Annotated in this window: 22 protein-coding genes; 18 read left to right on the forward strand and 4 right to left on the reverse strand. The window is 68.3% G+C overall.

Annotation, left to right across the window (positions count from 1 at the left end):
• Nucleotides 1-114: 114 nt before the first annotated feature.
• Nucleotides 115-2,790, reverse strand: a complete 2,676-nt coding sequence (locus tag LRM40_RS13165) for a glycosyltransferase family 4 protein (RefSeq protein ID WP_151125244.1) — start codon at nt 2,788-2,790, stop codon at nt 115-117.
• A gap of 337 nt (nt 2,791-3,127) precedes the next feature.
• Here LRM40_RS13165 and flhD point away from each other — a divergent pair, with 337 nt between their 5' ends.
• The 8 genes from flhD (at nt 3,128) to LRM40_RS13205 (ending at nt 8,511) form a co-directional block, all read left to right on the forward strand.
• Nucleotides 3,128-3,451 (forward strand): flagellar transcriptional regulator FlhD, encoded by a 324-nt coding sequence (gene flhD / locus LRM40_RS13170; protein ID WP_151125245.1) that lies wholly within the window; start codon nt 3,128-3,130, stop codon nt 3,449-3,451.
• 48 nt (nt 3,452-3,499) lie between these two features.
• On the forward strand, nt 3,500-4,078 hold the full coding sequence (flhC, locus tag LRM40_RS13175; RefSeq protein WP_151125246.1) for a flagellar transcriptional regulator FlhC: 579 nt from the start codon (nt 3,500-3,502) through the stop codon (nt 4,076-4,078).
• Nucleotides 4,079-4,350: 272 nt separating this feature from the next.
• Nucleotides 4,351-5,208 carry a flagellar motor stator protein MotA gene (gene motA / locus LRM40_RS13180; RefSeq protein ID WP_151125247.1) on the forward strand — a complete coding sequence of 286 codons (858 nt, stop codon included), beginning with the start codon at nt 4,351-4,353 and terminating at the stop codon, nt 5,206-5,208.
• A 15-nt stretch (nt 5,209-5,223) separates the two neighbouring features.
• Nucleotides 5,224-6,171 (forward strand): flagellar motor protein MotB, encoded by a 948-nt coding sequence (motB, locus tag LRM40_RS13185; RefSeq protein ID WP_151125248.1) that lies wholly within the window; start codon nt 5,224-5,226, stop codon nt 6,169-6,171.
• A gap of 26 nt (nt 6,172-6,197) precedes the next feature.
• Nucleotides 6,198-6,596, forward strand: a complete 399-nt coding sequence (gene cheY, locus LRM40_RS13190) for a chemotaxis response regulator CheY (protein ID WP_151125249.1) — start codon at nt 6,198-6,200, stop codon at nt 6,594-6,596.
• Nucleotides 6,597-6,629: 33 nt separating this feature from the next.
• Nucleotides 6,630-7,262, forward strand: a complete 633-nt coding sequence (locus tag LRM40_RS13195; protein ID WP_151125250.1) for a protein phosphatase CheZ — start codon at nt 6,630-6,632, stop codon at nt 7,260-7,262.
• A 62-nt stretch (nt 7,263-7,324) separates the two neighbouring features.
• Nucleotides 7,325-7,702: a hypothetical protein gene (locus tag LRM40_RS13200; protein WP_151125251.1), complete on the forward strand. Its 378-nt coding sequence runs from the start codon at nt 7,325-7,327 to the stop codon at nt 7,700-7,702.
• Between the two features lie 89 nt (nt 7,703-7,791).
• On the forward strand, nt 7,792-8,511 hold the full coding sequence (locus tag LRM40_RS13205) for a class I SAM-dependent methyltransferase (RefSeq protein ID WP_374432121.1): 720 nt from the start codon (nt 7,792-7,794) through the stop codon (nt 8,509-8,511).
• A gap of 111 nt (nt 8,512-8,622) precedes the next feature.
• Here the strand turns inward: LRM40_RS13205 and LRM40_RS13210 are convergent, their stop codons facing one another.
• Both LRM40_RS13210 and LRM40_RS13215 read right to left on the reverse strand, forming a co-directional pair.
• Nucleotides 8,623-9,261, reverse strand: a complete 639-nt coding sequence (locus LRM40_RS13210; RefSeq protein ID WP_151125253.1) for a response regulator — start codon at nt 9,259-9,261, stop codon at nt 8,623-8,625.
• Nucleotides 9,258-10,424, reverse strand: coding sequence for a hybrid sensor histidine kinase/response regulator (locus LRM40_RS13215; RefSeq protein ID WP_151125254.1), 1,167 nt, complete (start codon nt 10,422-10,424; stop codon nt 9,258-9,260). The genes LRM40_RS13210 and LRM40_RS13215 overlap by 4 nt, the downstream gene beginning before the upstream one ends.
• 241 nt (nt 10,425-10,665) lie before the next feature.
• On the opposite strand from LRM40_RS13215, the gene LRM40_RS13220 reads away from it, so the two are divergent.
• The 8 genes from LRM40_RS13220 (at nt 10,666) to LRM40_RS13255 (ending at nt 20,816) form a co-directional block, all read left to right on the forward strand.
• A complete protein-coding gene (locus tag LRM40_RS13220) occupies nt 10,666-11,094 on the forward strand; it encodes a hypothetical protein (protein WP_231067545.1) in 429 nt (142 codons plus the stop codon).
• A gap of 53 nt (nt 11,095-11,147) precedes the next feature.
• On the forward strand, nt 11,148-11,510 hold the full coding sequence (locus LRM40_RS13225; RefSeq protein WP_151125256.1) for a response regulator: 363 nt from the start codon (nt 11,148-11,150) through the stop codon (nt 11,508-11,510).
• Nucleotides 11,511-11,567: 57 nt separating this feature from the next.
• A complete protein-coding gene (locus LRM40_RS13230) occupies nt 11,568-13,715 on the forward strand; it encodes a chemotaxis protein CheA (protein ID WP_231067546.1) in 2,148 nt (715 codons plus the stop codon).
• 23 nt (nt 13,716-13,738) lie between these two features.
• The gene (locus LRM40_RS13235; protein WP_151121897.1) at nt 13,739-15,310 is read left to right on the forward strand and encodes a methyl-accepting chemotaxis protein; all 1,572 of its coding nucleotides are present in this window, start codon (nt 13,739-13,741) and stop codon (nt 15,308-15,310) included.
• A 34-nt stretch (nt 15,311-15,344) separates the two neighbouring features.
• Complete coding sequence (locus LRM40_RS13240; protein WP_231067547.1) at nt 15,345-17,099, forward strand: methyl-accepting chemotaxis protein; 1,755 nt, start codon at nt 15,345-15,347, stop codon at nt 17,097-17,099.
• Between the two features lie 138 nt (nt 17,100-17,237).
• The gene (locus LRM40_RS21480; protein ID WP_310734142.1) at nt 17,238-18,797 is read left to right on the forward strand and encodes a methyl-accepting chemotaxis protein; all 1,560 of its coding nucleotides are present in this window, start codon (nt 17,238-17,240) and stop codon (nt 18,795-18,797) included.
• An 89-nt stretch (nt 18,798-18,886) separates the two neighbouring features.
• On the forward strand, nt 18,887-19,444 hold the full coding sequence (locus LRM40_RS13250) for a chemotaxis protein CheW (protein ID WP_151121899.1): 558 nt from the start codon (nt 18,887-18,889) through the stop codon (nt 19,442-19,444).
• Nucleotides 19,445-19,463: 19 nt separating this feature from the next.
• On the forward strand, nt 19,464-20,816 hold the full coding sequence (locus LRM40_RS13255; RefSeq protein ID WP_151121900.1) for a methyl-accepting chemotaxis protein: 1,353 nt from the start codon (nt 19,464-19,466) through the stop codon (nt 20,814-20,816).
• Nucleotides 20,817-20,847: 31 nt separating this feature from the next.
• Here LRM40_RS13255 and LRM40_RS13260 read toward each other — a convergent pair whose 3' ends face one another.
• Entirely contained in the window at nt 20,848-23,442 is a 2,595-nt protein-coding gene (locus LRM40_RS13260) for an ABC transporter permease (protein ID WP_151121901.1), read from the reverse strand.
• 218 nt (nt 23,443-23,660) lie between these two features.
• On the opposite strand from LRM40_RS13260, the gene LRM40_RS13265 reads away from it, so the two are divergent.
• Nucleotides 23,661-25,262, forward strand: coding sequence for an ABC transporter substrate-binding protein (locus tag LRM40_RS13265; protein WP_151121902.1), 1,602 nt, complete (start codon nt 23,661-23,663; stop codon nt 25,260-25,262).
• Nucleotides 25,263-25,363: 101 nt separating this feature from the next.
• Entirely contained in the window at nt 25,364-26,524 is a 1,161-nt protein-coding gene (locus LRM40_RS13270) for a branched-chain amino acid ABC transporter substrate-binding protein (RefSeq protein ID WP_151121903.1), read from the forward strand.

Consider the following 26,524-nt stretch of genomic DNA (forward strand, 5'->3'; position numbering starts at 1 on the left):
GGACGGCGAGCGGTGTCCGGGGTCGGTCTGGGCAGCAGCGTGGATCATTTCAGCCTTGGTTAGGGTGACCAGCAGGGCCGTTCAGCACTTGGCCTGTGTCACCTGCATGATGCTTCACGAACCGCGCACCGCCGCCTGGTACAACAGCCGCGCCTTGCCGAGCCGTTGACCCAGTTCGCCATCCAGCCCCAGCGCAGACCCAGACGTGTTGTCGACCCACTGGACATCATGTGTCTTAAACAAATCCATTGTATCTTCGACCGACTCGATCAACATGATGTCGGCATACTCGCTTTTCCCTGTCATGGAGAGGGCTTCGGCAATCAGTCCGATGATCTGCTGGGCATTCATGCCGCCGGTATTCGAGGGCGTCAGCGCAAATGCAAGCGTCACCGGATCTCCAGGCGCAAACTCGCTGGCATAGGCGATCAGAATCTCCACCCATTCCAGCGTGGTCCAGTCCACATCGCAGAGGAATGCCTGTTTTCTCGGCTTGAAACGGCGGGGAGTTTGGGTGGACAACACGCGCAGGCGTGACAGCACCAGGTCGCTGGCCACCTGCCAGCTCAGGTGAGCCTCGGCAAATGCCCGGGCCCGCCGGCCCATGTCGCGCAGCGCAGCGCGGTCCGTGTAAGCAGCGCGCATGGCCCGGGATACGGCCTTCAGATCCGGCTCCTGCAGCCAGAAACCGGGGGCGGAAGGCTTGAAGCGGTCCACTTGGGTCGGGCTGCGCTCGCTGGGGATCAGAAAGGCGAACTCCTCCCGCACGAAGTCCGCCGCCGCGCCTTCACGGGTGACGATGACGGGCAGGCCGCACGCCATGGCCTCGGCAATCGGAAGTCCGAAGCCCTCGCCCCGATACGGCAGCGCCAGCACGTTGCAGGAGCGATACAGCGCAATCACCTCGTCTTCGGTCAGAGCGTCGGTGATGTATTCGATTTCCGGCGCATCGGGGAAGCGGGTTCGGACATTTTCCAGGAAACCATGCAAATCGCTGCCCTGATAGACCGTGCCTGGCTGCCCCTTGATCAACAGGCAGACATCCTCATGGGATTTGAAGGTGTGCAGATAGGCCTCCAGCACCACATCGATACCCTTGCGGTGAATCGTGCCGCCGACAAAGAGGATCTTGAATTTCTTGCGGGTTTTGAGCGGATAGCGGCTGTCACCGGGTGAGAAGCGCGCAAGATCGACGCCATTCGGGATGACCTGCAGCTTGTCAGCGGGGACCCCGCTGGCCACATAGCAGTCCCGCACCCACTGGCTGGGCACCCAGATCTCGTCGACCTGGTCGCGCATGGGCGCCACCCAGTCCTGCGGGATGCCGCCGAACTCCCAGGGCTGGATCATCACCCACATGCCTTCAGGAGGCGGCGTGAAGTTGGGCGGCCATTGGTGCCGCACATGCACCGCGGTGGACTCCAGCGGCTTGCCCACGCAGGCGACCAGGGGCTGCGCCGTCGGCATGGACTTGGCCGGGTCGAACTGGTCGGGCTCGAAAGGCCGGATGCCGAGATTGACCTCGCCCGAGGCCAGCAGGCCCAGGCAGAGCTGACGGTTGACCAGGGCCAGGCTGTGATAAACGAATTGCGATCCCTCCCAACGCACCGGAATGCGCCGGTCTGCGGCCTTGGCAGCGGCCGCCTGCGCAATGGCCTCGAAGAACGACGGCACGTGGGCCGTGGAGGAGACCACGGCCAGCCAGTCCGCCCAGCCGGCCCAGGGCTGCAGAGACTGCGCCCGCTCCTGGCGCGCCCGGCGCAGGGCCGCACGCACGTCGGCCACATGCAGCAACGGCATGCTGGCTTCCTTGTGGTGCGGCTGATAGGCCAGGATCTCGGGTGTGATCGGCTGGCTGTGCCGAGGATCCTCGTCAATGGTGATCAGGGCCGCGTCCATGCCCAGCAGCGTGGAGCCGACCGAGTGGGCGACGATGATGCGCTTTCCCCGGATCAGGGCTTCGCCGACCGGCGCCGTCACGGCCGTGTCGGTCGAAACGTAGTAGTGGCTGCGGTCGATCAGGCGGCAGATGTCCAGCCGCGTGCCCAGCGCATCGTCGATGAAGATGCGGGCCTGGGAAGGATGGGCTTCGCAGGCGCGCGCGAGGATGGCCTGCAGATCGCGCTGCGGCTGGCCGGGCACGGGGTGCCAGGACGGGTAATTGACCTTGACATGCAGTTCGGCCTTCGGCTCGTCGGCGAACTCCTGCAGAAAGGCCTCGAACAGGGTGTCCCAACGGCGCCGCGGCTGGAACATCGCCACGGTCACGAAACGCAAGGCACCGTCGTCGTGCATCGGCTGGACGGGCGGCAGCTTCGGGTTGTTGAACCAGATGTGCGGCACCACCAGCGGCCTCAGCTTGTCAGCCTGCAGACCCGCGTCACGCCAGGCGGACATCTCGTTGGCCGCCACGCACACCAGATCCATGTGATTGCACACGCGCACCCATTCGGCCGGGGGCAGCGCGCCTTGCAGGGCACCATCGAAGGTGGTCAGCATCACCCTCAGAGAGCCCGGCGGCAGCTTGATGTCGAGCCAGGACTGGCTGGGCACGTGATAGAACAGAGCGATCACCTGCCCGGACAAAGGCGTCGACTCCAGCTGGGTCAACAGGTCGAGGTCGAAGTCGTCGATGCCCGGCTCCTCGGCATTCACCGACACCAGGCGCACACGCAGCCCCGCGGCGTGCCAGGCTGCCGCCAGCGCCCGCCCGCCCATGCCGTAGCCACTGCGGTTCTTGAAGGGCGCAAAGAACAGGAGGGTGTGATCCGCGGGAAGTCCGAATGTCATGTCAGCAGGCCCTGAGTGAGTGATCCGGGGCCCCTTCGGCGATTGGCGATCGGGACGGACTCCGGCTGGGGGCAGTCTAGAAAACCTGCGGACAAGCCATGCCGTGAAATGGTGCACAAAAGTCACCCTGATAGGGGGCACACCATGGGGCCATGGCAGGGTCCAGGGTCGACACGGCGGCCAGGGAGACAGCGCTTGTAGGAATTTGTCTGACACGCGGGGCGGAAAAACCGGGACTCCAGTTCTGGAAGTGACCCGATGTTGCCGTCCAGTTCGTCTCCTTACAGTTCATTCCAACGCGAAACAAACGCGCAACACACCCACCAGGAGCCGCAACATGGAAACGACCCAGATCCTCGCCGAAATCCGCGAAGCCAACCTGTCCTACCTGATGCTGGCGCAAAGCCTGATCCGCGCCGATCGCGAACAGGCTCTGTTCCGCCTGGGCGTCTCTGAAGAGACCGCCAACCTGATCAACGCCCTGACCCCGGCCCAGATGATGAAGATCGCCACCAGCAACACGCTGCTGTGCCGCTTTCGCATGGACGACGACCTGGTCTGGGGCCTGCTGACCAACCACGGCAAGTCCTCCGCCAACGACAGCGTCAGCCGCCTGCACGCGTCCATCCTGATGGCCGGCCGCCACCAGGAAGCCGCCTGATCCCAGGCCGCAGCCCATACCCATAAAGACCAGGACGGAGAACACACCATGGCCCGCACCAAGAGCATCCTCACCGAAGCCAAGCAGATCGAACGTGCCGTCACCCTGATCCACCTGGGCGCCCGCCTGCAGGTGCTGGAGTCGGAAACCGATCTGTCGTACGAGCGCCTGCTGCGCCTGTACAAGGAAGTGTCGGGCAAGAGCCCGTCCAAGGGCCAGCTCCCGTTCTCCACCGACTGGTTCATGACCTGGCAACCCAACATCCATGCCAGCCTGTTCCTGAACATCCACGAGTACCTGAACAAGACCTCCGAAATGGAGGACATCGACGCGGTGATCAAGGCCTATCAGCTGTACCTGGAGCAGACCGCCGCCCAGGGCCTGGAACCCCTGCTGTCGGTGACCCGCGCCTGGCGCCTGGTCAAGTTCGTGGACAACGGCATGCTGACCATGACCAAGTGCACCCACTGCGGCGGCCACTTCGTCACCCACCCGCACGAGATCGCCCGCCACTATGTGTGCGGTCTGTGCAACCCGCCGGCCCGCGCCGGCAAGGGCCGCCAGGCCGGTGCCCTGCAGATGCCCAGCGCCGCCGAGCGCGAGACCTGCGCCGCCGACGCCCACTGATTCCTCCCGGATCCCTTCGCGTCTGGCTCAAGTTCGTCCCGCTCGGGACGATAAAGGGTCAGAAGCAGTTTTCATGCAGCTTCCTCCTCCTGGCACAGCATTCATGTGCCTTGTGGCGGGCCCCCTGGGGCCCGCTTTTTTCTTGGTGGAACGGCGCAGCTCTTGACCCCGCTTTTCCGGCTTTCCAAAAACCTCAAGCCGGCGATGCTCTCTCCGATATGAGGTGAAAGGCGCGCACAGGCGCCTCCCACACCAACCCGGACCGCCACACCATGTTCGTCATCGTCGGCTGGCTTTTAGCACTCGCATGCGTCTTCGGCGTGTTCATCGCGCACGGCGGCAACATCGAGGTGATCCTGCACGCCCTGCCCTTCGAGATGATCACCATCTTCGGCGCGGCCCTGGGCGCCTTCCTGGCCACCAACCAGATGAAGGTGGTCAAGTCCACCATGAAGGGTCTGGGCGCCTGCTTCAAGGGCAGCAAGTACTCCAAGGCCCGCGCCATGGAACTGCTGGCCCTGCTCTACGAGATCCTGCAGAAGGCCCGCAAGGAGGGCCTGATGTCCATCGAAAAGGACGTGGAGGATCCGCACAGCTCACCGCTGTTCCAGAAGTTCCCCATCGTGGGCAGCGACCACCACGTCACCGAGTTCATCACCGACTACCTGCGGATGATGGTCTCGGGCAACCTGAACGCCCACGAGATTGAGTCCCTGATGGACACCGAACTCGAGACCCACCACCACGAGGCCCACGCCCCGGTGGCCGCCCTGGCGCGGCTGGCCGGCGCCCTGCCCGCCTTCGGTATCGTGGCCGCGGTGCTGGGCGTGGTGAACACCATGGGGTCGGTGGGCCAGCCCCCGGCGGTGCTGGGCGGCATGATCGGCTCGGCCCTGGTCGGCACCTTCCTGGGCATCTTCCTGGCCTACGGCTTTGCCGAGCCGCTGGCCAGCCTGCTGGAACAGAAGATCGACGAGGACGGCAAGGAGCTGCAGTGCATCAAGACCACGCTGCTGGCCTCCATGCAGGGCTACGCCCCGCAGACCGCCATCGAATTCGGCCGCAAGGTGCTGTACTCGACCGAGCGCCCCACCTTCGGTGAGCTGGAAAGCCACGTGAAGAAGAAATAAGTCGAGGACCAGGCCATGGCCGGTGACGCGAAAAAGCTCCAGCCCATCATCGTCAAGCGGATCAAGAAGGGCGGCCACGGGGCCCACGGTGGCGCCTGGAAGATTGCCTACGCCGACTTCGTGACGGCCATGATGGCCTTCTTCCTGCTGATGTGGCTGCTGGGCTCCACCACCGAGGGCGACCGCAAGGGCCTGCAGGACTACTTCAACTCCCCCCTGAAGGTGGCGATGTCCGGCGGCTCCGGCTCGGGCGACTCGTCTTCCGTCATCAAGGGTGGCGGCGAGGACCTCACCCGCACCGCCGGCCAGGTCAAGCACGGCGCGGTGGAAGCGCCCAAGCGCACCTTCAACCTGCAGGCCCTCAAGGCCGAGCAGGCCCGGGCCGAGGCGGCCAAGCTGATGGAGCTGCAGAACAACCTGCAGGAGCGCATCGCCGCCAGCGAGAAGTTCAAGGCCCTGAGCTCGCAGCTCAAGATGGACATGACCCGTGACGGACTGCGCATCCAGATCGTGGACGCGCAGAACCGGCCCATGTTCGACTCCGGCAGCGCGGTGGTCAAACCCTATATGCGCGACCTGCTGAGGTCCATCGGCGAGGTGCTGGCCGGCGTGCCCAACCTGCTGACGCTGGAAGGCCACACCGACGCCACGCCCTTCTCCGGCAACGGACTGGGCTACAGCAACTGGGAGCTCTCGGCCGACCGGGCCAATGCCTCCCGGCGCGAGCTGATTGCCGGCGGCCTGGGGGAAAACCGCATCCTGCGGGTGCAGGGCCTGGCCTCCAGCCAGCTTTTCAACCCCAAGGACCCGCACGACCCGTCCAACCGCCGCATCTCGATCATCGTGATGAACCGCGAGGCCGAGGACCGCGTCTTCAAGACCGCCCCCGAGCCGGACAACGCCGCCTCCGATTCCCCCGCCGAGGACACAAAGGCCTCAACTCCGCCGTCAATCGACCGATAAGCTCTCAAGACCGCAAGAGGACTGACATGAGCAACCCCACCGATCTCAAATTCCTTGTCGTTGACGACTTCTCCACGATGCGCCGCATCGTGCGAGGTCTGCTCAAGGAAATGGGCTGCAACAACGTCGAAGAGGCCGAGGACGGCCAGGTGGCACTGAGCATGCTCAAGGGCACCAAGTTCGACTTCGTGGTCAGCGACATCAACATGCCGAACATGAACGGCTTCGACCTGCTCAAGGCCATCAAGGCCGATGACAGCCTCAAGCACCTGCCTGTGCTGATGGTCACGGCCGAAGCCCGCAAGGAAGACATCGTGCTGGCGGCCCAGAGCGGCGCGGCCGGCTACATCGTCAAGCCCTTCACCAAGGCCACGCTGGAAGAAAAAGTCCAGAAGATCATGCAGAAGCTGGCGGCCACCGCCTGATCCCCTGTCCCGCAGCCCACGAGGGAGACAGTCATGAAAATGGAAGATCTGGCGAGCCTGACCCCCACCGAACCGCTGACCGTGTCGCCGGAGGTGTTCCAGCAGCTGGGCAGCATCACCCGCCTGCTGCACGACACCATGCAACAGCTGGGTGTGATGCCCAAGCTGCAGACCGCCGCCGACGGCCTGCCCGATGCCCGCAGCCGCCTGAACTACATCGCCACCAAGACGGCCGACGCCGCCAACAAGGTGCTGAACTCGGTGGACCAGGCCAAGGCCGAGCACGCCCACATCATCGCGTCCACCCGCGCCCTGGCGCAGACCCTGGTGTCCGACCCCGTGCGCGCCGTGGCCTCCGGCGCGGTGCTGAACTTCGTCAAGGAGGTTGAGGACTCGACCTCCCGCATCGACAGCCACCTGACCGACATCATGATGGCCCAGGACTTCCACGACCTGACCGGCCAGGTGGTGACCAAGGTGGTGACCCTGGCCAACGACCTGGAAGACAGCCTGGTCAAGCTGCTGGTGCAGGTGGTGCCGCCCGAACAGCGTGAGAAGGTGGACGCCAATGTGCTGCACGGCCCGGTGGTCAACCCCGAAGGCCGCACCGACGTGGTCACGAACCAGGGCGAGGTGGACGACCTCCTCGCCAGCCTGGGCTTCTGAGCGGCGGCACGGGCCCGCCGGGCCTGTGCGCTTCGACATCCTGATCACCACCGAGGTGCCCGATGACGGAGTCCCCATCGATCCAGACCGCTCCGGCCGAGGCGCTGCCCCCCGAACTGGACTGGCTGGTCCCGGACCGGCCGCCCCGACCCGCCGAGGCGCTGGAACGCATCCGCCTGCTGTGCGAGCTGGCGGGCAGTGACCTGCACCGCGCCATGCTGCTGGTGCTGGCCACCCACCAGGCCGTGCCGCGCGAGATCCTGGCCTCGGCCCTCAAGCAGTTCCGCCGCGACCTGGACGCCCTCACCCGCGAGGACGTGACCGGCCTGCTCAACGCCCTGTGGACCGGTGGCCAGCAGGGTTTCCAGTCGGTGCTGCGCACCCGCAAGGGCGGTGAGCGCAAGCCGGCCAACCTCGGCTGGCTCAAGACCGACGACTGAGGCCACACCCGCTGGCACCCGAGATTGCGGGGCGAACACCCCGTTGCTCCACCACCGAGGTGGCCTGGCACCGGGCCACAATGGTCCGCATGGTGTGGCCCCTTCCCGCCCTTCTGACCTGGCTGGCCGCCTGGGCCCTGCTGCTGGGCCTGCGCAGCGCCGGCCTGCCGACCGCCATCGCCTTCGTGCTGGTGACGTTGGTCACCGCCTGGCCGGCCTGGCGGCTGAGCCACCGCTGGCGACGGCTCATCGTGCTGGCGGGCTTCCCGCTGTCCTTCCTGGCCCTGGTGCAGGGCGGTCTGCCGGCCTGGGCCTGGCTGGCCCCGCTGGCCCTGCTGCTGCTGCTCTACCCGCTGCGCAGCTGGCGCGACGCGCCGCTGTTTCCCACCCCTGCCCAGGCCCTCGCCGATCTGGCTGCCGCAGCCCCGCTGCCGGCCGGCGCCCGGGTGCTGGAGGCCGGCTGCGGCCTGGGCCACGGCCTGCGCGCCCTGCACCGCGCCTACCCTGAAGCACGCCTGACCGGCCTGGAATGGAGCGCGCCACTGGCCACCCTGTGCCGCCTGCGCTGCCGCTTCGCCCAGGTGCGCCGCGGCGACATCTGGGCCGAGGATTGGTCCGGCTACCAGATGGTCTACCTGTTCCAGCGCCCGGAGAGCATGCCGCGCGCGGTGGCCAAGGCCCGCCGGGAACTGAAACCCGGCGCCTGGCTGGTCAGCCTGGAATTCGAGGCCACCGAGCTGAGGCCGGTGGCCCGGCTGGAAACCGTGGCCGGCAAGCCGGTGTGGCTTTACCAAGCGCCGTGGGCCTGAGCCCCAGCCCTCCTTCGGAGGCAAGAGCGCGTGGCCGGCGCCGGGCCGCTCCCAAGCGGCCACGCACCCTCTCGGAGGGTGGCTCGGGTCTCCCCGTGCCGGGTGCCGACTTCACTCGCCGACGAGGCCGTTGCGGATGGCGTAGACGGTGAGTTCGGAGTTGTTGGCCAGGGCCAGCTTCTCGAGCACCCGGGCCCGGTAGACGCTGACGGTCTTGGGCGAGAGGGTGAGTTCGGTGGCGATGTCCGACAGGCGCTTGCCGCTGGCGATCATCACCAGGGTCTGCAACTCGCGGTCGGAGAGCTTCTCGTGCGGCGCCTCGGTCTCCTGGTCCTTGCCGATGTTCTCGGCCAGCAACTGGGCGATCTCGGGGGTGATGTACTTGCGGCCCTGCGCCACGGTGCGCACCGCCTGCACCAGCACCGCCGGGTCGCCGCCCTTGTTGACATAGCCGTGCGCCCCGGCCTTCAGGGCCCGCAGCGCGTACTGGTCTTCCGGGTACATGCTGACCACCAGCACCTTGACCGGGTTGCCCTCGTCCTTGAGCACATGCAGCACGTCCAGGCCGCTGCGGCCGGGCATGTTGATGTCCAGCACCAGCACATCGCAGCTGTGCTGGCGCATCAGGCCGCGCAGCTCGCCGTAGTCGCCGGCCTCGCCGACGACCTCGATGTCGGCAGCGTCGGCCAGCGTGTCACGGATGCCGCGCCGGATCAGGGCATGGTCGTCGCAAATGATCACACGGGTCATGGTTCTCCCCAGGTGGACGGGTCGTGTGCGGCGTCATCCAGCGGGTCCGAACCGGAACCGTCCTCCTCCTGCACCGCAGCACCCTCGTCCAGAGGGATCGAGAGTATCAGCGTCGTCCCGGCCCGGCTACTGGACAGGTCCACCCAGCCGCCCACCGTGGAGGCCCGCTCATGCAAGCCGCGGATGCCGAAGCTGCGCGCCTTGGCCAGATCGACCTCGGTCAGGCCCTTGCCGTTGTCGCTCACTTCCAGCGACAGCACGCCCGCGGCCAGCGACAGGTCGATGCTGACCCGGGTGGCCTGGGCATGCTTGTTGATGTTGGTCAGGGCTTCCTGCGCAGCCCGGTAGGCCACCAGGGGCACCCCCGCCGGCAGCGTCGCCTGGTTGTCCAGGTTGGTGCGAAAGACGCAGGCCACGCCGGTGCGGCGCTCGAAGCGGTTGGCCATCCACTGCAGCGCCGCCACCAGGCCCTGCTCCAGGATGGCCGGGCGCAGGTTGTGCATGATGCGCTGGCTGGCCTCCAGTGCGTGGGTCACGGTCTCCATCGCGCTGTCGATGCGCAGGCGCAGCTCGGGGCTGATGCCGGGCTGGCGCGCCATCCAGGCCAGGTCGAACTTGACCGCGCTGAGCGATCCGCCCACGTCATCGTGAATCTCGCGCGCGATGGCCGCGCGCTCCATCTCGACACTGGTCTGCAGGTGCTGCGCCAGCTCCGAGACCCGCTGGCGGGACTCGGCCAGCTCGCGGTCGGCGCGTTGCCGGGCCTTCAGGGCCTCGTGGGCGTCGATGGCGTGCTCGGCCGCCGGGGCCAGGCGGGCCATGTTGCCCTTCAGAAGGTAGTCGCTGGCGCCGTCGCGCATGGCCTGCACCGCCACGTCCTCGCCGATCTCGCCCGACACCAGGATGAAGGGCACCGGCACGCCGAGCTCGCGCACGATCTCCAGCGCCTTCAGGCCGGAAAAGCCCGGCACGTTGAAATCCGACAGGATCAGGTCCCAGGGCTGGGACAGGGCCTCGCGGAACTCCCGCTCGGTGTCCACCCGCACCGCGTCCACCTTCAGGCCGCCGCGGGCCAGATAGGCCAGCGCCAGCTCGTGGTCGAGCTCGGAATCCTCCAGATGGAGCACCCGCAGAACGCGGCGAGGTGGGTCGTCAGCAGCCATGGCGTGAAGTATCTCCCAGGGCGACGCGCCCCCGAAGACCTGCTAGGACCAGAAATACGCCCGGAAACATGCCGTGATTCGTTCAATAAATGGTGAGTTCGTGCCGAAAAATGATCTGCAACTCCCCGGCTGGTCTGCGGGAGGCCGGCTTGCCGGCCTCCCGCAGCGGTTGGGACACACAAACGAGTGTCTTGGAGCCACGATGCCAATGACGGAACCCCAAGCAGCTGCCTCTGGTGGCATGCCCCTGCCCCTGCTAGCGGCGGCCGATTTGCAGGACCACCTGATGGTGGCCAGCAACGACCTGGAACGCCTTCAGCGCCTGCTGGATGACGCCAGCGAGACGCTGTCCTCGCATTTCTATGCCGCCACTGCGCAGCTCAATGACACCTTGCGCCTGCTGTCGACCCTGCCGGACATCGACCACGGGGCACTGCACACCGCCATGCAGGACCTGGCCGGGGCCATCACGGCCCTGCAGTTCCATGACATGGCCACGCAGCTGATCGCGCACACGCAGAAGCGGCTGCGCAGCTGTGCCGACCGGATTGCCCGTGATGCCATGGGCGATGACGACGAGGACGGTTCGACCATCGTCGAGGACGGCCCCGGCCGTCCCAACCCCGTGACGCAGGACGAGATGGATGCAGGTTCCATCGAACTCTTCTGACATCCACCTCGCACCCAGACCTCCCCATTCAGAACAGCCCCCGGAGAACTGCAATGCACTCGATCCTCGCCGTTGACGATTCCCCCTCGATGCGCCAAATGGTGGCCTTCACCCTCAAGAACGCCGGCTTCAACGTGGTTGAAGCGGTGGATGGCCAGGACGCCTGGGAGAAGGCCAACCAGCGTGACTTCAACCTGGTGCTGACCGACCAGAACATGCCCCGCATGGACGGCATCAGCCTGACCAAGAAGCTGCGTGAGAACCCGAAGTTCAAGAGCACGCCGATCCTGATCCTGACCACCGAGTCCAGCGACCAGATGAAGCAGGCGGGCCGCGCCGCCGGCGCCACCGGCTGGCTGGTCAAGCCCTTCGATCCGGCCAAGCTGATCGAGGTGATCGGCAAGGTGATCCGCTGACCGACCGGTCCGCGCCCTTTCGCCGAGAAGTACGACACGAACGAGGAACTTGCACCCATGGCCGACACCACCCATGACCACGGCACCAGCGACGGCATTGACCTGACCCAGTTCTACCAGGTCTTCTTCGAGGAAGCCGGTGAGAACCTGGAAGCCATGGAGCAGAAGCTCCTGGAGCTGGACCTGAGCGCCGCCGACGACGAGGAGCTCAACGCCATCTTCCGTTGCGCCCACTCGGTCAAGGGGGGGGCGGCCACCTTCGGCTTCTCCGATGTGGCCGAGCTGACCCACCAGATGGAGACGCTGCTGGACAAGCTGCGCCGCCACGAACTGCAACCCACCGCACAGATGGTGGACGTGCTGCTGGAAGCCGGCGACGCACTCAAGGCCCTGCTGGCCCGCCACCAGGGCTCCGGCGCCGACGCCCCGGACACCTCGGCCCTGGTTGCCCACATCCGGGCCCTGGCCGAAGGCGGCAGCGCCCCGGCCCCGGCGGCACCGGCCCCGACGGCTGCAGCGCCGGCCCCCGTGGCGCCCACCGCACCGGCAGCGCAGGCGCCCGCCGCGCCCAACGGTGCGCGGGCCATCGAGCTGCGCGTGGGCCCGCTGGAGCATCCGGAACAGGCCGACAACCTGGCCGAGCTGTTCAAGGAAATCTCCAATCTGGGCACGATCGAACCGCTGGATGCCGGCCATGCCGCCGATGGCATCCGCCGCTTCCGCATCGTGACCACCACCAGCGACAACGATCTGCTGGACCTGTTCACCTTCCACGTGGCCCGCGAGGCCATGCAGCTGCTGCCGATGGGCCCGGGCTACGGCTTCCACGAGGGCGCCCCGGGGGCACCCGAGAAGTCCAGCCAGGCCGAAGAGCAGGGCTACGGCTTCTTCGACGACGCGCCGGGCGCGCCGGGTGCCGCCCCCGCGGCCGCCGGCAGTGTCGCCACCCCTGCGGCCCCGGCGGCTGCCGCGCCGGCGGCGCCGACCGCTGCCGCGGCCCCCAAGGCCGCCCCCAAGGCCGAGGCCAAGGGCGGCGGCATGGACTCCACCACCCTGCGCGTCTCGGTCGAGAAGGTGGACCAGCTGATCAACCTGGTGGGCGAACTGGTCATCACCCAGGCCATGCTGGCCCAGAACAGCCGCAACGTGGACGCCACCCTGAACCAGCAGCTGCTGTCCGGTCTGGCCGATCTGGAACGCAACACCCGCGACCTCCAGGAAGCGGTGATGTCGATCCGGATGATTCCGATGTCCATGGTCTTCAACCGCTTCCCCCGCATGCTGCGCGATCTGGCCGGCAAGCTGGGCAAGAAGGTCGAGCTGGTCACCCAGGGTGAAGCCACCGAACTGGACAAGGGCCTGGTCGAGAAGATCACCGACCCGCTGACCCACCTGGTGCGCAACAGCTGCGACCACGGCATCGAACTGCCGGCCGACCGTGTGGCCAAGGGCAAGCCCGAGCATGGCACCGTGACGCTGGTGGCCTCCCACCAGGGCGGCTCCATCGTCATCGAGGTGCGCGACGACGGCCGCGGCCTGAACCGCCAGAAGCTGCTGAACAAGGCCCGCGAGCGCGGCATCGACGCGCCCGACACCATGACCGACCAGGAGGTCTACGGCCTGATCTTCGCGCCGGGCTTCTCCACCGCCGAGCAGGTGACCGATGTCTCCGGCCGCGGCGTGGGCATGGACGTGGTCAAGAAGAACATCACCGCCCTGGGCGGCACGGTGGAGATCGACTCCGCCGAAGGCTACGGCATGAGCGTCAAGGTGCGCCTGCCGCTGACCCTGGCCATCATGGACGGCATGAGCATCGGGGTGGGCGACGAGTGCTACATCCTGCCGCTGTCCTCGGTGGTCGAGTCCTTCCAGATCGCCCCCAACATGATCAAGACCATCGGCAATTCCGGCCGCGTGGTCGAGGTGCGCGACGAGTTCATGCCGGTCATCGACCTGGAGCGCGTCTTCGACGTGCCCCGCTTCGACTTCGAGAAGTCCTCCAACATCATGGTGGTGGTCGAAGCCGAAGGCGGGCGTGTGGCCCTGCTGGTGGACGAGCTGCTCGGCCAGCAGCAGGTCGTCGTGAAGAACCTGGAAGCCAACTACCGCAAGGTCCCGGACGTGTCCGGCGCCACCATCATGGGTGACGGCCGCGTGGCCCTGATCCTGGACATCGGCTCCCTGGTGCGCCGCTCGCGTCACTGATCAGAAAGTCGAAGGAGACCGCCATGCCAACACGCCGCATGACCCTGGGCGTCCGGCTGGGCCTGGGGTTCACCGCCACCCTGGCCCTGCTGGTGGGGATCACCGCGCTGGGGCTGGTGCAGATGCGCCAGCAGGAGCAGCTGCAGGCCGCCGTGGACGCGACCAATGACCAGCTGAGCCTGGCCCAGCAATGGCGGGGCCAGACGCAGGTCAACCTGGCGCGCGCGCTGTCGCTGGCCAAGGCCGACAACAACCCCCAGCTGGACGCCTACCTGGCGCCCCAGATGAAGGCCACCAGCGCCGAGATCAGCGTGCTGCAGAAGAAGCTGACGGAGGGTGCGCTCTCCGACAGCGGCCGCCAGGCCCTGGAGGCCATCGGCAGCGCCCGCGAGAACTACCTGGGCACCCGCAAGAAGGTGCTGGCCCTGCTCAAGTCCGGTGACGCCGGTGCAGCCGCCGAGGTGGACCACAGCCTGCTGCCCGCCGCCGACGCCTATCTGGCCAGCATGACCCACCTGGAAGAGGTGCTCAACCAGGAGGTCGAAGCCGCCCACCGCGACGGCGCGGCCTCCGCGGCCAACGCCCGCCAGCTGATGATCGGCATGGCGGTGCTGGCCCTGGGCATGGGCGCCTGGATCGCCTGGGCCCTGACCCGCTCGATCACCCGGCCGATGCTCCATGCCATCGGCACGGCCGAAGCGATCGCCGAAGGCAACCTGACGGTGGACCTGACGGTGGACCGCGAGGACGAGATCGGTCGCCTGCAGCGCGCCATGCAGCGCATGCGCGGCAGCCTGCACGAGATGGTGGCCGGCATCCGCCAGTCCACCGACGGCATCTCCACCGCCAGCAGTGAAGTGGCCTCCGGCAGCATGGACCTGAGCCACCGCACCGAGCAGGCGGCCTCCAACCTGCAGCGCACCGCCTCGTCCATGGAGCAGCTCAGCGGCACCGTGCGGCAGACGGCCGACGCGGCCCAGACCGCCAACCAGCTGGCCCACACCGCCTCCGACACCGCCAAGCGCGGGGGCGAGGTGGTGCAGGAGGTGGTCCAGAGCATGCAGAAGATCTCCGAGGCCAGCCAGCGCATCGGCGACATCATCGGCGTGATCGACGGCATCGCCTTCCAGACCAACATCCTGGCCCTGAACGCCGCGGTGGAAGCCGCCCGCGCCGGGGAACAGGGCCGCGGCTTTGCCGTGGTGGCCGGCGAGGTGCGCAGCCTGGCCGGCCGCTCGGCCGAGGCCGCGCGCGAGATCAAGCAGCTGATCCAGACCAGCGTGGAGCGGGTCGAATCCGGCAGCACGCTGGTGGACAGCGCCGGCCGCTCGATGGCCGAGATCGTCCAGAGCGTGCAGCGCGTCACCGACATCATCGCCGAGATCACCGCCGCCACCGGCGAGCAGAGCGCCGGCATCTCCGAAGTGGGTCGGGCCGTCAACCAGCTTGACGAGATGACCCAGCAGAACGCCGCGCTGGTGGAGGAATCCAACGCCGCGGCCGAGAGCCTGAAGGACCAGGCCCAGCAGCTCGGCGAGATCGTCAGCCGCTTCCGGCTGGACCAGCACCGCAGCGCCGGACACGCCATTCATTGAGTCACCCAAGGACCGTTTCACCATGATGCAGTGGATGCGAGGATTCACGATCCGCCTGCGAATGCAGGGCGCGATTGCCGCCGTGCTGGGCCTGTTCGCCCTGCTCGGCCTGACCACCTATGTCGGCACCGTCCGGCTCACGGAGGTCAACGAGGCGCTGATGCGCCACTCGGTGAAGGAGCTGCACGACGTCAGCAACATCCGCACTGCGCTGGGCCAGGTGCGCCAGTTCGAGAAGAACATGGTGATCAACCATGGCTCGGCCGAGGCGATGGCCCAGGACAAGCAGCAGTGGACGGGCGCCCAGGACAGCCTGAAGCGTTCTCTGAATGCCCTGCTGGAAGGCGAGGAAGACGCCAACAACGCCGTGGCGCGTGAGGCCCTGCAGAAGATCGACGCCTACGCCAGCGCCGCGACCGCCGCCTTCGACGCAGGCGCCGCCGCCGATTCGGCCACGCTCAACCAGTCCCTGTCGTCCGCGCGCGAGCAGATCCGCGCGGTGGACGACGGGGTCGGCCGCATCCAGACCCTGGTGGACCAGGACATTGCCGCCGCCCAGGCGCAGTACCAGTCCGAAACCACCCGCCTGGCTTGGTCCTTCGGCATCGTGATGGTGCTGGTGCTGATCGTGGTGATGCCGCTGACCCTGCTGAACTCCACCTCGATCACCCGCCCGGTGCACCATGCCCGCGACATCGCGCTGGCCATCGCCGAAGGGGACCTGACCCGCACCATCCACGTCCATGGCAAGGACGAGACCGCCGACCTGCTGCGGGCCCTGGACCACATGCAGCGCGCCCTGCGCACGCTGGTGGGCGAGGTGCGCGACAGCGCCCAGCGCATCCACATGGCGTCCCGCGAGGTGGCCGCCGGCAATGCCGACCTGAGCAGCCGCACCGAACAGACCGCCAGCAACCTGGAGGAAACCGCCAGCGCCATGGAAGAGCTGACCGCCACGGTGCGCGACAGCGCCAGCTCGGCCGGCCATGCCAGCGACCTGGCCGGCTCGGCCGCCCAGGTGGCCCAGCGCGGTGGCGACGCGGTGGCCCAGGTGGTCACCACGATGGACGAGATCAACCACGCCAGCCACAAGATCGCCGACATCATCGGCGTGATCGACAGCATTGCCTTCCAGACCAACATCCTGGCCCTGAACGCCGCGGTGGAAGCCGCCCGCGCCGGGGAACAGGGCCGCGGCTTTGCCGTGGTCGCCAGCGAGGTGCGCAGCCTGGCCGGCCGCTCGGCCGAAGCCGCGCGCGAGATCAAGCAACTGATCAACGCCTCGGTCGAGAAGGTCGAGAACGGCAGCCGCCAGGTGCAGGATGCCGGTGCCACCATGGGCGAAATCGTCTCCTCGGTGCAGCGCGTCAACGACATCATCCAGGAGATCAGCACCGCCGCCAGCGAGCAGAGCAAGGGCATCGAGCAGGTCAACAGCGCCGTCGTGCAGCTCGACCAGATGACCCAGCAAAACGCCGCGCTGGTGGAACAGTCCACCGCCTCGGCCGAGAGCCTGAAGGACCAGGCCGGCCGCCTCAACGACGTGGTGGCCCGCTTCCGACTGGACAGCGGCATGAGCGCGGCACCCGCCCCGGTGGCGGTGCCGGTATCCCGGGCCGCGCCTCCCACCCCGCCGGCCACACCGGCGCCCAGCCCCACCGCCTTGAAGCGGCCCACGCCCGCAGCCAAGCCCGTGGCTGCGGCATCGGTCGAGCCGCCGCCGGTGCGCCCCGCGCCCGCCAGGGCCGAGGCCACGGCCCCCGCCGACGACGAGTGGGAAACCTTCTGAGGTGTGCCCTGCGCCCTGAGCCTCCCACCGGAGTTCAGGGCGCCTGCTTTCAAGACCGGGCCCTGACCTGGCTCAAGTTCTTCGGGATAACACCGATGACCCGGTGAAGTCCTTGGTTTTTTTCGTGGGAACAAAGCAGTGAACCAACTCCTTCGCCAATTCAGCATCCGTCTTCGCCTGACCGCCGGTCTGGCCGCCCTGGGCATCCTGATGCTCGTCGTCGTGCTGTGGTCCGTCTGGACCGTGCGCAGCGTGCGAGAACAGGGCGACCAGCTGATGGCCCAGCAACTGCAGAGCCTGGACACCGCCAATGGCGTGCTGTTCTCGATGGAGCGCATGCAGCGCCTGGAACAGGCCACCATGCTCAACGGCAGCAACACGGTGGCCGCCGACGAGTTCTTCCAACAATGGAAGAAGACGGTGGCCGCCCTGCGCAAGGACCTGCAGCCCATGGCCGGCGAAGCCAGTCTGGCCGAAGGCATCAAGGGCTTCGAGGCCCATGTGACCGCCCTGCAGGATGTGCTGCAGCAGGTGGTGGACGCCAAGATCGACGCCAGCGCCGCCTACGCCTACGCCGGCCAGGCCCAGGGCGACCTGGAGACGGCGCAGAAGGCCTTCGACGGCTGGGTGCAGCAATCCCGCACCACGGCCGCAGCTGCCCGCGACGAGGCCAAGACGCGCACCCAGGTGGAGATGGGCGCCAGCCTGGCCCTGCTGGCCGTGGTGCTGGGCGTGGTGGGCGTGATGATGGTGCTGACCCTGCGCTCCATCATCGGACCGCTGTCCCAGGCCAGCGAGGCGGCACGGCGCATCGCCGCGGGCGACCTCGGCGGCGAGTTGCCGCGCGAGGGCCGTGACGAGGTGTCCGCCTTCATCGCCTCCCTGGCCGACATGCAGCAGTCGCTGCGGCGTCTGGTGGGCCAGGTGCGCCACAGCGCCGACAGCATCCTGACCGCCAGCAGCGAGGTGGCCAACGGCAACCTGGACCTGAGCCAGCGCACCGAACACACCGCCAGCAACCTGCAGGAGACGGCCGCCTCGATGGAACACCTGACCGGCACCGTGCATCACAGCGCCGAATCGGCCCAGCAGGCCAGCCAGCTGGCCCAGAACGCCACCCAGGTGGCCGAACGCGGCGGCAGCCTGGTGCACCAGGTGGTGGCCACCATGGAAGACATCAACCAGTCCTCCACCAAGATTGCCGACATCACCGGCGTGATCGACGGCATCGCCTTCCAGACCAACATCCTGGCCCTGAACGCTGCCGTGGAAGCGGCCCGTGCGGGTGAGCAGGGCCGTGGCTTTGCGGTGGTGGCCGGCGAGGTGCGCAGCCTGGCCCAGCGCAGCGCCGAGGCCGCGCGCGAGATCAAGAGCCTGATCGGCGCCTCGGTGGAGCGCATCGAGAACGGCACCCGCCAGGCCCGTGATGCCGGTCACACCATGACCGAGATCGTGACCTCGGTGCAGCACGTCAGCCGCATCATCGACGAGATCAGCGATTCCACCCGGCTGCAGAGCCGCGGCATCGGCGAGCTGGGCTCGGCGGTCAACGAGCTCGACCAGATGACCCAGCAGAACGCCGCGCTGGTGGAGCAGTCCGCCGCCGCGGCCGACAGCCTCAAGCAGCAAGCCCACCAGCTCTCGGGCGTGGTGGCCACCTTCCGCCTGGACCCTCACCACGAACAGGGTATCGCCTGAGGCCACGGCCCTTCAGGAACACCTGACCCTGCCGATAAACCCCTGGAACCGCCTTTGTTTCGGCGGGCACCCACCCAAGGACAGTCACCATGGACATGATCACCGACGCCGCCCAGGTCGCCCGCCACGAGGCGGCCCGCACCCTTCAGGACGCCCAGACCCGTGCCAGCAGCGCCGCGGCCACGCCCGGGGCTGCACACGGCGAGTACCTGACCTTCCGCCTCGGCGGCGAGGAATACGGCATCGACATCCTGCGCGTCCAGGAGATCCGCTCCTACGAGCAGCCCACCCGCATCGCCAACTCGCCCGAGTTCCTCAAGGGCGTGGTGAACCTGCGCGGCGTGATCGTCCCGATCATCGACCTGCGGGTGAAGCTGGGCTGCGAGACCGCCGAGTTCAACGCCTTCACCGTGGTGATCGTGCTGAACATCAAGGGCCGCGTGGTCGGTGCGGTGGTCGATTCCGTGTCCGACGTGCTGGAGCTCGGTGGCGACACCATCAAGCCGGCCCCGGGCATGAACGCCCAGGTCGACATGTCCTTCATCACCGGCATCGCCAACGTCGGCGAGCGCATGCTGATCCTGATGGACATCCAGGCCCTGATGAGCTCGGCCGACATGGGCCTGATCGACGACAGCGTCGCCTGACCGACCGTCCGGACCGCCCATGAAGCCGCTGTCGCTGGCCGCCCGGCTGTGGATGCCCGTCATCGTCCTGGCGGCCATGACGGTCGTCATGACGTCGATGTCGGTGGTCCGCACCCAACGCACCCAGGCCGAATCCAACGCCGCCCAAGCCCACCAGCAGGCCAAGCTCGAGGCCAGCCTCAAGCTGCTGGCCACGCTGGAGGCCGGCAACACCGAACGCGCGGCGGGGCTGCGCAACGAGTTGGCCGGCCTGCTGGACACGCCCGAGGAGAAGGCCGCCCTGGCCCAGGCGCAGGAGGCTGCTGGGGCTCAGGCGCTGTTTCACCTGACCGAGGCCACCGCCGACGGCCTGCGCCAGGAAGTGGGACACCAGCGCATGCGCACGGTGTTCCTGGTGGCCGGCGTGATGGTGAGCATCGTGCTGCTGCTGGGCCTGTCCACCTGGAGCATGGTGCGCAAGATGGTGACGCCGCTGCGTCAGGCCGTGAGCCTGGCCGACCGCATCGCCGGCGGCGATCTGAGCGCCCAGATCCAACCTGACCGCGCCGACGAGATCGGCGATGTGCAGCGCGCCCTGGCCCGCATGACCGACGCCCTGCGCAGCCTGGTGGGCGAGGTGCGGCACAGCGCCGACAGCATCTCCACCGCCAGCAGCGAGATCGCCACCGGCAACCAGGACCTGAGTCAGCGCACCGAGGCCACCGCCAGCAACCTGCAGGAGACCGCCAGCTCGGTCAGCCAGCTGACCCAGACCGTGGCGCAGAGCACCGAAGCCGCCGCCCAGGCCAACCAGATGGCCAGCTCGGCCGCCGCCGTGGCCCAGCGCGGCGGCGAGGTGGTGCGCCAGGTGGTGCAGACCATGGGCGAAATCAACGCCAGCTCGAAGAAGATCGCCGACATCATCGGCGTGATCGACGGCATCGCCTTCCAGACCAACATCCTGGCCCTGAACGCCGCGGTGGAAGCCGCCCGCGCCGGGGAACAGGGCCGCGGCTTCGCGGTGGTGGCCGGCGAGGTGCGCAGCCTGGCCAGCCGCAGCGCCGAGGCCGCCCGAGAAATCAAGAGCCTGATTGGCAGCTCGGTGGACAAGGTCGAGTCCGGCGCCCAGCTGGTGCAGTCGGCCGGCAGCACCATGGACGAGATCGTGGCCAGCGTGCAGCGGGTGAGCGACATCATCGGCGAGATCACCGCCGCGGCCGGCGAGCAGAACGGTGGCATCCGCCAGGTCAACCAGGCCGTCACCCAGCTCGACCAGATGACGCAGCAAAACGCCGCGCTGGTGGAACAGAGCGCCGCCGCGGCCGAGAGCCTGCGCGAGCAGGCCCAGCGCCTGACCGGCGTGGTGGCCACCTTCCGCTTGCAATCGGCCTGAGCACAGCGCCGGGGCAATGGCCCCGGCAGCTTCACTCCGCCGCCCGGCGCAGCGTCTCCATCACCGGCCGGCGCAGCACCTCGCGCAGGCCCCACCAGCCCGCCGCCAGCGCCAGCAGCGCCCCGGCCACCATGCCCAGCAGCGGCACCCAGGGCGCGGCCGTCCAGCTGAACTCGAAGACGAAGCGCGCCAGCGCCCAGCCCACGGCCACCGCCCCCAGCGTGGCCAGGCCGCCGGCCAGCGCGCCCACGCCCAGCAGCTCGGCCCGCTGTACCCGGGCCAGCAGCCGGCTGCTGGCGCCACAGGCCCGCATCACCGCGTACTCGTGGGCCCGGGCCTCGCGGGTGGCACCCAGTGCGGCGAACAGCACCACCAGGCCCGCCGCCACGCTGAACACGAACAGGTACTGCACCGCGCGGATCACCTCGTCGATCACCGCCTGCACCTGGGCCAGCGTCGCCGTCACGTCGATGGCGGTGATGTTGGGAAAGCGCTGGGTCAGGGCGTTGTCGAAGCCCTTCTGCCCCGGCGCCTTGAAGGCCGCGATGTAGGTGGCCGGCAGGTCCGGCATCTCGGCCTGCGGGAACATCACGAAGAAGTTCACCCGCATCGACCCCCAGTCCACCTTGCGCAGGCTGGTCACCTTCCCTTCCACGACCTGGCCGGTGATGTCGAAGCGCAGCCGGTCGCCCAGCTTCAGGCCCAGCTTCTCGGCCAGGCCGGCCTCCACGCTCAGGCCGTCCTTCTCGTCCGTCTGCCAGCGGCCGCCGGCCAGCAGGTTGTGCGGCGGGATCTGGGCCGCGTGGCTGAGGTTGAACTCGCGCTCCACCAGGCGCCGCGCCTCGTCGTTGCCGGCGTAGCGCGGGCCCACCTCGGCGCCATTGATGGTGAGCAGCCGGCCGCGGATCATCGGGTACCAGTCGTAGCCCCGCACGCCCGCCCCGTCGAGCATGGCGCGGAAGTCGGCCGCCTGGTCGGGCTGGATGTTGATGACGAAGCGGTTGGGCGCATCCGGCGGCGTGGCCTGGCGCCAGCTGTTGATCAGGTCGGTGCGCAGCAGCACCAGCAGGGCCAGGGCCATCAGCCCCACCGACAGGGCCGAGACCTGCAGCATGGTGAAGCCCGGGCGTGCGGCCACCTGCCGGGTGGCAATGACCAGCCAGTCGGGCCCGCCGGCCTCGGGCACCCAGCGTCCCAGCAGCTTGACGGCCACCCAGGACAGGCCGGCGAACAGCGCCAGCGCGACGGCAAAGCCGCCGACGGCGATGGCGCCCAGGGTCAGGTCCCTCGCCACCACCACGAGCAGGGCGCCGAAGGCCAGGGCCGCCGCCCCCAGCACCCCGGCCGAGGCGGGACGGATGCTGCCCATCTCGCGTCGCAGCACCCGCAGCGGCGGCACCTGGGCCAGTTGCAGCACCGGCGGCACGCCAAAGCCCATCAGCAGTGTGAGGCCCACACCCAGGCCCAGCAGGGCTGGCCAGACCGTGGGCGGCGGCAGGCTGGCCGGGATGAGCCCGGCCAGCAGGGTGACGAACAGCAGGTGCAGCGCGCCCCCCAGGGCCACGCCCAGCAGGCTGCCGCCCAGGCCCAGGGCCGCGAACTCGCCCAGATAGACCGCCGCGATGCGCCGCTGCGACAGGCCCAGCACCCGCAGCATGGCGCAGTCGTCCAGGTGGCGCTGGGCGAAGTCGCGCGCAGCAATGGCCACCGCCACCGCCGACAGAAGGGCCGCCAGCAGGGCCACCAGGTTCAGGAACTTGCTCGCCCGGTCCAGGGTCTGGCGCATCTCGGGCCGACCGCTCTCCAGCGTGTCCAGCCGCACACCGCGCGCGCCCTCGGCCTTGAGGATGCCGCGCACCCACTGGGTGTAGCGGGCCAGGGCGCGGGCCTGGGCGGGCTCGGCCGCCACCAGCAGCCGGTAGGCCACGCGGCTGGCCGGCTGGATCAGGCCGGTGGCGGGCAGGTCTTCCTCGCGCAGCATCACCCGTGGCGCAAAGGACTGGAAGCCGGTGCCGCGGTCCGGCTCGGTGGCGATCAACCCGGCGATGCGAAAACGCGCGTCGCCCAGCAGCAGGTCCTGCCCCACGGCCAGCCCCAGGGCCTCGGTGACGGCCGCATCCACCCACACCTGTCCCGGCGCGGGCGCACCGCCGGGGTGCGGCGCCGCTTCCGGCCCGTCCATCACACCCAGGCGGCCACGCAGCGGGTAGTTGGCGCTCACCGCCTTGACCGACACCAGCCGGGTCGCACCGCCCTGGGCCTCGTCGGCCCGGGCCATGCTGGGAAAGACGGCATTGCTGCCCACCGTCAGGCCGGCCTTGCGGGCCTGCGCCGCCAGCTCGGCCGGCAGGGGCTGGTCGCCCCGCACCACCAGGTCGCCGCCCAGCAACTGGGCGGCATCGCGCTGCAGGCCGCCCTGCAGCCGGTCGGCAAAGAAGCCCACCGCGGTCAGCGCGGCCACGGCCAGCACCACCGCAGCCAGCACCAGGCGCAGCTCGCCGGCGCGGAAATCCAGCCACAGCTGGCGCGCCGCCAGGCGCCACAGGCCCGGAGGGACAGCGGGCGGCACCGGAGGCGGCGGCACGGCGGGGTCGGACAGGGCGGAAGACGGCTCGGTGGCTTGCATGGATGCGACGGTACACGATCGCCTGTGCCCCTCCTGCGCCTCCCGACAAACCCGAAGCCGACCCCGGAAAGGGCCCGGAACTTGCATATGCTTGCCACCTTGTTTGCGTTGCCCCCGGGCCGCCTGCTTCCGAACCGGCGCAGAATGCCCCCGCAACGCGGGGCTGCTCTTCAGGCGCGGCCCCATCCGACGGCACAACTGTCTCTGGAGATCCCTGCATGACCGTGAACCGCCCGACCCTGCGGTCGGCCCTGGCCCTGGCGGCCCTGCTGGCCTGCGGCGCCGCCGCCAGCGCCAAGACCCTCGTCTACTGCGCCGAGGGCTCGCCCGAGAACTTCACCCCCGCCCTGAACACCACCGGCACCAGCTTCGACGCGGCCAAGCCGGTCTACGACCACCTGACCCAGTTCGCCCGCGGCACCACCCAGGTGGAGCCGGGTCTGGCCGAGAGCTGGACCGTCTCGCCCGACAGCAAGGTCTTCACCTTCAAGCTGCGCCACGGCGTGAAGTTCCACAGCGGCGTCAATGGCTTCACCCCCACGCGCGACTTCAACGCCGACGACGTGGTCTGGAGCTTCGAACGCCAATGGAAGCCCGATCACCCCTACGCCAAGGTCTCCGGCGGCAAGTACGACTACTTCGCCGACATGGGCCTGAAGGACGACCTGGTCTCGATCGAGAAGCTCGACCCCTACACCGTGCGCCTCACGTTGAAGAAGCCCAACGTGACCATGCTGGCCAACCTGGCCATGGACTTCGCCGCCATCCACTCGGCCGAGTACGCCGACTTCCTGGCCAAGGGCAACCGCAAGGAGCAGTTCGACCAGATCCCGGTGGGCACCGGCCCCTTCCAGTTCGTGGCCTACCAGAAGGACGCGGTCATCCGCTACAAGGCCAATCCGGCCTACTGGGGCGAGAAGGCCAAGGTGGACAGCCTGGTCTTCGCCATCACCACCGACCCGACCGCCCGTTATTCCAAGCTCAAGGCCGGCGAATGCCATGTCAGCGCCTACCCGCGGCCGGCCGACCTGCCCGAGATGCAAAAGGATGCCGCGCTCAAGGTCATCAGCATGCCGGGCCTGAACATCGGCTACTGGGCCTTCAACGTCCAGAAGCCGCCGCTGGACAAGAAGGAAGTGCGCCAGGCCCTGACGATGGCCATCGACAAGGCCGCCATCCTGAAGGACGTCTACATGGGCGCGGGCACCGCGGCGGTGAACTTCATCCCGCCGACCATGGCCGCCTTCAACGGCGCGGTCAAGGACTACCCCTACGACCCCGCCAAGGCCAAGGCCCTGCTGGCCAAGGCCGGCGTGAAGACGCCGCTGGACATCGACCTCTGGTACATGCCGGTGCAGCGCCCCTACAACCCCAACGCCAAGCGCATGGCCGAGATGATGCAGGCCGACCTGGCCAAGGTCGGCGTCAACGCCAAGCTGGTGACCTACGAATGGGGTGAGTACCGCAAGCGCCTGCAGCAGGGTGAGCCGATGACGGCCCTGTTCGGCTGGAACGGCGACAACGGCGACCCGGACAACTTCTTCTTCCTGCACGGCTGCGACGCGGCCCGCCCGGGCGGCAACAACATCTCCAAGTGGTGCGACAAGGCCTATGACGCCAAGCTCACCCAGGCCCGCACCCTGACCGACGCCAAGGCCCGCACCAAGCTCTACCAGGAGATGCAGGTCATGGAGCACGACGCCCAGCCCGACGACAAGATCGCCCACTCGGTGGTCTTCGAGGTGCTGCGCAAGGAGGTCGTCGGCTACAAGCAGAGCCCCTTCAACACCCACCAGTTCAATGGTGTGGAACTGAAGTGACCGCCCTGCCCTGACCCTGTCTCCCGGCAGATTCCCGGCACGCCGGCCTCCCCCGGCGTGCCGCTGCCGTTTTCCGCTTCACCCACCCTTCCCGCATCACCATGAATTTCCGTCTCCGCCGCCTGCTGACCGGCAGCGCCCTGCTCGGCCTGGTCACAGGCCTGGGCTCCCTGCTCAGCGCCTGCCAGCCCGTGCCCGACACCATCAAGATCGGCGTGGCCCAGCCGCTCACCGGCCCGTTGGACGCCCTGGGCCAGGACATGGTGGACGGCGCCCGCATGGCCGTCGAGGACCTCAACAAGGAGGGCTTCAAGATCGACGGCAAGGTGGTGAAGTTCGAAATCATCAGCGGGGACGACAAGTCCGACCCCGAGACCGGCAAGAAGGTCGCGCAGCAGCTGATCGACCAGGGCGCGGTGGCCGTCATCGGCCACCTGAACTCGGGCGTCAGCATGGCCGCGGCCCCGGTCTACGCCGCCAAGATGATTCCGCAGCTGGCCATCTCGACCAAGCCGGAATACACCCAGATGGGCCTGCCCACCACCTTCCGCCTGGTGGCCAGCGACGCGCTGCAGTCCAAGGCCATGGGCGCCTTCGCCGCCCAGCTGCCCGGCGGCTCCCACCGCTACGCCGTGGTGGACGACGCCACGCCCTACGGCAAGGGCCTGGCCCAGTCGGCCAAGGCCCAGCTGACTGCCCGCCAGCGCGAGGTGGTGCTGGAGATGTCGCTGGACGCCAAGACCACCGACTTCGCCAAGCTGATCGACGGCCTGAAGGCCCAGAAGGCCGACGTGCTGGTCACCACCCTGGCCGACTTCCAGGTGCTGGCCCTGGCCGACCAGTTGGCCACGGCCGGTGTGAAGCTGTCCATCGTCGGCGGTGACACGATCAAGACCCCGGCCATGGCCAAGGCCAACCCGGCGGCCGGCAAGATCTACGCGACCTCGCCCATCATCGGTGTGGACGAGTTCCTGGGCGGCAAGGCCTTCCTGACCCGCTACCGCGCCAAGTTCAACCACGACCCGGTCTATGGCGGCCACTACGCCTACGATGCGGTGTACGTGCTGGCCGCGGCCATCCGCCAGGCCAAGAGCGTGGACGGCGAGAAACTGGTGGCCGCCCTCAAGACGGTGGACCCGCTGGCCCCGGTGACCAGCAGCATGCGCTTCGGCGACAACGGCGAACAGCGCTATGGCGTGGTCAGCGTCTACGAGATCAACAACGGTGACTGGTTCCTGCTGACCCGCAGCGACAACTGGTGA

It is taken from the genome of Ideonella dechloratans (genome assembly GCF_021049305.1).
Taxonomy (GTDB): domain Bacteria; phylum Pseudomonadota; class Gammaproteobacteria; order Burkholderiales; family Burkholderiaceae_C; genus Ideonella; species Ideonella dechloratans.

Coding starts and splice junctions, on each gene's coding strand:
- LRM40_RS13205 (WP_374432121.1), top strand. CDS start 7,792: ATGGTGTGGCCCCTTCCCGCCCTTCTGACCTGGCTGGCCGCCTGGGCC.
- LRM40_RS13260 (WP_151121901.1), bottom strand. CDS start 23,442: ATGCAAGCCACCGAGCCGTCTTCCGCCCTGTCCGACCCCGCCGTGCCG.
- motA (WP_151125247.1), top strand. CDS start 4,351: ATGTTCGTCATCGTCGGCTGGCTTTTAGCACTCGCATGCGTCTTCGGC.
- LRM40_RS13200 (WP_151125251.1), top strand. CDS start 7,325: ATGACGGAGTCCCCATCGATCCAGACCGCTCCGGCCGAGGCGCTGCCC.
- cheY (WP_151125249.1), top strand. CDS start 6,198: ATGAGCAACCCCACCGATCTCAAATTCCTTGTCGTTGACGACTTCTCC.
- LRM40_RS13240 (WP_231067547.1), top strand. CDS start 15,345: ATGCGAGGATTCACGATCCGCCTGCGAATGCAGGGCGCGATTGCCGCC.
- LRM40_RS13265 (WP_151121902.1), top strand. CDS start 23,661: ATGACCGTGAACCGCCCGACCCTGCGGTCGGCCCTGGCCCTGGCGGCC.
- LRM40_RS13215 (WP_151125254.1), bottom strand. CDS start 10,424: ATGGCTGCTGACGACCCACCTCGCCGCGTTCTGCGGGTGCTCCATCTG.
- LRM40_RS13210 (WP_151125253.1), bottom strand. CDS start 9,261: ATGACCCGTGTGATCATTTGCGACGACCATGCCCTGATCCGGCGCGGC.
- LRM40_RS13235 (WP_151121897.1), top strand. CDS start 13,739: ATGCCAACACGCCGCATGACCCTGGGCGTCCGGCTGGGCCTGGGGTTC.
- LRM40_RS13230 (WP_231067546.1), top strand. CDS start 11,568: ATGGCCGACACCACCCATGACCACGGCACCAGCGACGGCATTGACCTG.
- flhD (WP_151125245.1), top strand. CDS start 3,128: ATGGAAACGACCCAGATCCTCGCCGAAATCCGCGAAGCCAACCTGTCC.
- LRM40_RS13195 (WP_151125250.1), top strand. CDS start 6,630: ATGAAAATGGAAGATCTGGCGAGCCTGACCCCCACCGAACCGCTGACC.
- LRM40_RS13255 (WP_151121900.1), top strand. CDS start 19,464: ATGAAGCCGCTGTCGCTGGCCGCCCGGCTGTGGATGCCCGTCATCGTC.
- LRM40_RS13220 (WP_231067545.1), top strand. CDS start 10,666: ATGCCCCTGCCCCTGCTAGCGGCGGCCGATTTGCAGGACCACCTGATG.
- LRM40_RS13270 (WP_151121903.1), top strand. CDS start 25,364: ATGAATTTCCGTCTCCGCCGCCTGCTGACCGGCAGCGCCCTGCTCGGC.
- flhC (WP_151125246.1), top strand. CDS start 3,500: ATGGCCCGCACCAAGAGCATCCTCACCGAAGCCAAGCAGATCGAACGT.
- LRM40_RS13225 (WP_151125256.1), top strand. CDS start 11,148: ATGCACTCGATCCTCGCCGTTGACGATTCCCCCTCGATGCGCCAAATG.
- LRM40_RS13250 (WP_151121899.1), top strand. CDS start 18,887: ATGGACATGATCACCGACGCCGCCCAGGTCGCCCGCCACGAGGCGGCC.
- motB (WP_151125248.1), top strand. CDS start 5,224: ATGGCCGGTGACGCGAAAAAGCTCCAGCCCATCATCGTCAAGCGGATC.
- LRM40_RS13165 (WP_151125244.1), bottom strand. CDS start 2,790: ATGACATTCGGACTTCCCGCGGATCACACCCTCCTGTTCTTTGCGCCC.